This is a genomic window from Acinetobacter sp. UBA3025 (assembly GCF_002367915.1).
GTDB lineage: Bacteria > Pseudomonadota > Gammaproteobacteria > Pseudomonadales > Moraxellaceae > Acinetobacter.
Genome location: NZ_DFDO01000024.1, coordinates 4,980 through 9,782, shown reverse-complemented (window position 1 = coordinate 9,782; position 4,803 = coordinate 4,980). Strand labels below are relative to the sequence as shown.

General features: G+C 43.6%; 6 protein-coding genes. 2 read left to right on the top strand and 4 right to left on the bottom strand.

Annotated elements, in window-relative coordinates:
- Together B4J23_RS01060 and B4J23_RS01055 are read left to right on the top strand one after the other, a co-directional pair.
- Positions 1-504, top strand: a 504-nt coding sequence (locus tag B4J23_RS01060; RefSeq protein ID WP_291358409.1) for a DNA gyrase C-terminal beta-propeller domain-containing protein, incomplete at its 5' end; no start/stop codon positions are given.
- 69 nt (positions 505-573) lie between these two features.
- Positions 574-993, top strand: a complete 420-nt coding sequence (locus B4J23_RS01055) for a DUF3887 domain-containing protein (protein ID WP_262738059.1) — start codon at positions 574-576, stop codon at positions 991-993.
- Between the two features lie 33 nt (positions 994-1,026).
- On the opposite strand, the gene B4J23_RS01050 is transcribed toward B4J23_RS01055, so the two are convergent.
- The 4 genes from B4J23_RS01050 to B4J23_RS01035 all read right to left on the bottom strand — a co-directional run.
- Entirely contained in the window at positions 1,027-2,118 is a 1,092-nt protein-coding gene (locus tag B4J23_RS01050; protein ID WP_291358404.1) for an ABC transporter permease, read from the bottom strand.
- On the bottom strand, positions 2,115-3,257 hold the full coding sequence (locus tag B4J23_RS01045; RefSeq protein WP_291358402.1) for an ABC transporter permease: 1,143 nt from the start codon (positions 3,255-3,257) through the stop codon (positions 2,115-2,117). The genes B4J23_RS01050 and B4J23_RS01045 overlap by 4 nt, the downstream gene beginning before the upstream one ends.
- Positions 3,258-4,337, bottom strand: a complete 1,080-nt coding sequence (locus B4J23_RS01040; RefSeq protein WP_179992663.1) for an HlyD family secretion protein — start codon at positions 4,335-4,337, stop codon at positions 3,258-3,260. It abuts the gene before it with no gap.
- An 11-nt stretch (positions 4,338-4,348) separates the two neighbouring features.
- Positions 4,349-4,803: TolC family protein (locus B4J23_RS01035; protein ID WP_291358399.1), on the bottom strand; the 455-nt coding region annotated here is incomplete at its 5' end.

The window sequence follows — 4,803 nt, the reverse complement described above, 5'->3', positions numbered from 1 at the left end:
GTTGAAGATGCAGAAGATGCAGATGTTGAATCTGATGATGAAGATACAACTGAAGCTAACTTCATTAGTCGTATCGTATCTCTAGTGGTTGTGCCTGAAACCGGTGAAGTGCTGTGTGCTTCTGCAAATGGTTATGGTAAACGTACCCCGGTAGATGACTTCCCAACCAAGAAACGTGGCGGTAAGGGCGTAATTGCAATCAAGACCTCAGAACGTAACGGTGAGCTGGTCGGTGCAGTTGCGATTGACGCATCTAAAGAGCTGATGCTGATTTCTGATGGCGGCACACTGGTTCGTACCCGTGCTTCTGAAGTGGCACAGACTGGCCGTAATGCACAAGGTGTTCGTCTGATCCGTCTGGCTGAAGATGAAAAACTGGTCGGTGTAGAAGCGATTGAAGCAGTTGAAGATGAGTTGGAAATATTGGAAGATATTGAAAATACTGAATCTGCAGCTGATGCACAAGAACCTGAAAAAGATGATGATAATACAGTAGAGGAATAAGTTCTGCTACTGATGAAAAAGGGCGCTTCGGCGTCCTTTTTTACACATTCGCTAAATGAGAGATAGATAATGAAGACCAGATTGATGTTTTTGACCGCAGCTATTGCACTTAGCGGCTGTAATAATGCAATGGACAGTATGCCCGATCCGAGCCCTGAGCAGGAAAAGGCTGCGCAAGTAGCTTATGAAGATTTGCGTGATGGAAAATATGACGAGTTTTTAGCTCAGCTTGAGCCTAAGTTGCAGGCAGAGTTTCAAAACAATGAAAAAATCATGAAGCGTTTTTCACGTTCAATTCCGCAAGGTGAATATAAGTCCAAGACTATCATGAGAAAGAACTTAGAGGAAAATAACGGCAAACCAAGTGAATACAAGGTGAGTTATGAAATTGCCTATCCAAAAAATCTGGTTCAGTATGATGTGAGTTTTGACCGGCCGAATGGCAGTACTAAAATCCGCAATTTTAATATTCAGGTATTTGGTGAATAATTTTCAATGCGAATAGCCTGAGTAAATCCAGATTTAAGAACGTGGGCGTAGCCGATAATAGCCTAAGACCATACAGATGATGCCGATCACCAATAGATAAGCAAGCTTTCCTAGAATCATATAAGTGGGCACACCCATCTGATTGAGTTGAATAAACATCTGCACGATTTGGGTCGAAGGTAAGGCTTGCCCAATAAGTTGGACCCAGACTGGCATGGCAGCATGTGGCCAGGCGACTCCTGAAAGCATAAAGAGCGGAATCGAAGTAAAAACAATGATATGACCGGCGCGTTCTGGCATGTCCAGAAAGCTGGCAAACAGTACTGTGATACCAATCATGCAGAATACAAAGATGGGTACAGCGAGCAGCATCCCCCAGAAATTTCCGCCACGGGGATAATCAAAATACCAGAAGGTAAATCCAAACAGGTAATAACAACCTAAACATCCAATGGTCAGAATTGCCAAGCTGAGGCCACTTAAGGTGGTCAGATTAATCACCTGTTTATTTTCCCGATACAGTGCAATCAGCATGCTCAGTCCCAGAAAAATAGTCTGATGAATAATCAACGGTGCAACAGCGGGAAACACATAGCTGCCATAGCCAGAGAGTGTATTAAATAGTGGAATCTGGTGAATGGATAGGGCAGGAGAGAAGTGTGAAATCTCGCTAAAGCGTTCAGCATATTCACTTAAGGTATTTTCTACTGAAGAGACCAAGCCCAAACCAATCTGTTTGGTAATTAAAAAGTTAGCAGCACTTAAGTACAGCCCAATCCCGCCATTTTCACCATGCCGGATAGATTGAGAAAGATTATCTGGTAATAATAAAATCCCGTCAGCTTTTTGAGTTTCCACCCAATATTTGGCTTCAGCAAAATTTCCAGTCACCGCCTTAATCTCTACATTCGGGCTTTGACTGACATGACTGATAATGGTATTGGTTAAAGCACTTTGCTCTTCGTCGACAATAATAATCGGCAAGGCTTCTGCCTGTTCAGCTTTATACGCCGTTGGATAAAAAAAGCTGTAAAACAGAACCGATAAAATTAGGGTGGTAAAAATACTGGTATTGCTAATAATGTCTTTAAAAGTTTGGCAATAAGCTTTCCAGAGTGATTTCATGCTGACACTCCTTTGGCTGTTTTTTTGAGAAAGACATAGGCCAGCACAGCATAAAGCACGACATAAATGACGAGCACGAACATCGGTTGCAGTGAAAGAGAGAGCGGACTGCCAATCACCCATTGCTCCCTCTGTAATTTGGCATAGGGTGTATAGGGAATAATATTGGCCCAGAACTGGGTGAATAGTGGGGCATTATTAAGGGGCAAAGTCACCCCAGCAAAACTGAGCGATGAACCACCATAAACTGCTAGTAGACCAAAAGATTTGGTCAGGTCCTGAGTGGCCAGAACCACCGCACTACTGATAAAGGCATAGGCACTATAGAACAGTATTTGCGCCAGAAGAATTGGCCATAATGACCCGGCAATAAACCAGCCGCGAATTTCGACCAGCCAAAACATCCAAGCCCAGGTCCAGCAACAAAATATTGCTACATAAACCAGATTTTTAGACAGCAGTGCCGACCACAAGTTTTGTTGGGCAATCCAATGACTAACAGTATGTCGTTTAATTTCCTGACCCACAGCAAAAGCCACACAGCAACATAACAGCAAGTGCAAAATTGCCGGCACCATGTAAGGTTCCAGATAAAATTCATAATTCAGCTGCGGATTATACAGTGGGGAAATTTTAATATTCGGTGTAGGTGCTTCCAGATAGGGGAGCGTGTTGCCCAGATACTGCTTGCCGGTAAATTCAGCCAGAGCCTGCAAGGTGCTAAGTAGCATAGCCGAAGAAATGGTATTCCCGATACTAAAATAACTCTGATTAAAAGCAATACTAATTTCAGCATCCTGAGCTTTGACCAGTCGTTGCTCGGCTCCGGCAGGAATATGAATATAGCCCCAGATTTTATTTTCGTTTAATAGCTTTTCGATTTCGACCGTTTGATCAGAAATGGTATGCACTTGTAGGGTATGATTCAAAGATAAATGATCATAAATCTTGCTGCTCAGGCTACTTTGATCCTGATCAATAATGGCGACTGGTAGATGATCCGGTTTGCCTTTGGCAAACATGCTGCCAAGTAAAATCAGAATACAGGCTGGGGCGAGCAGAACCAGAGTCAGATCACATTTCTCTCTGCATAAATAGCGTATTTCACGCTGAATACCCGCCCAGAATCCAGAAGCCATTTATTTTGGCTCTTTCAATTTAAACAGCACGCTCATGCCGACTTTTAACTCAGGCATTTCAGTGACTGGCACAAGATGAACTTTAAAACTGCGGACATCATAACCACCGGTTTGGCGCGTGGTTTTAATAGTGGCAAATTCACCTTCAGCACTAATATTTTTTACTTTAAAAGTAGCTGATTGATTCAGTGCCGGAATAAACCCTTCAAGCTGTTGCTGTTTACCTAAAGCGGCATATTGGTCTTCACGAATATTCAGGCTAATCCAGCGTTCTGCCGAGATCAGGCTGACCACTGGCACTGCGGTTGCCACCAGCTCAGTGGCATTTCCATAGGTTTTGGAGACGGTACCATCAATCGGTGCCAATAATTCAGTTTCTGCTTCTAGTGCATTGGCTTCGGCGACTGCTGCACGGGCTATATCGACCTGAGCATCTGCAGAACTTTTCTGTTCTGGTGTACTGCCGCGTTTAGCCCGGGCATATTGCTGATAAGCGGCTTCTGTCATTTGGGATGCAGATTGTGAAGCTGCAAACAGTTCATCTCGGCGCTGGCGGGAAATGACGCCTTCCTTAAATAGATTGGCTCCACGTTGATAGGAAGTTTTAGCGAGTTGCTCCTGTGCTTTTAGTGACTGCCAGTTGGCATACAGAGAAGCGATATTTTCTTCCTGAGAACCACGTTCTGCGGTGGACTGAAGTGCTAATGCAGACTGTAAAGTGGCTAAAGCCTGCTGCTTTTTCGCCTCAATTTCAGGACTATGCAATTTTACCAGCGCCTGACCTTTCTTGACGTTATCGCCTTCCTGCACATAAATCTTTTCAATCCGGCTTGGAACTTTAGTGGCCACTTGAACGGTTTCTGCCTCAACCCGGCCTTGTAGCTCGATTTCTTTGGGTTGATAGGTTTTCCATAGGCCAAACCCAATCAAAGCAAGAATCACTGGAATTAAAGCTAAAAGCAGATATTTTTTGCGCGATTTTTTTTCTGTGCTTTCAGGATTATCTGGCTCTGATTCACTGTAATTGATTTCTGAAGCCGTTTCATCAACAGGATGTTCTGGCTTTTGCTCATCTGTCATGTCTGGCTCCATTAACGAATATAGTGGGTATTGGCATGTTGCATGTAATTTGGAAATTCAACAATTGAGCCATGGCTCTGTAATAAGGTCGCAAGAGACATCACATATTTAAAAGCATTTAATGCCATTTCTGCTTTTAAACTGCTGAGCATGTTTTGGGCATCGATGACCTGAGTGGCTGTCCCGACATCTTCCTTAAAGGATAACTCCTGAATACGCAGATTTTCCTGAGCTGCTTTCAGATTCTGCTGAAGTAGAGCATCACTTTGCTGGGCGCTGACTGCTTCACTAAATGATTTATAAATCAGGTTTTCAATCTCCTGTTGGGTACGCGCCGTCATGAGTTCAGCGGCATAGCGTTTCAGCTCAGCAGCCTGAATATTTTTATTTTTATCAATGCCTGAGAACAGGTTATAGCGTGCAGCTACACCCACAATCCAGTTTTGATGTTGATCCAGGCTATATT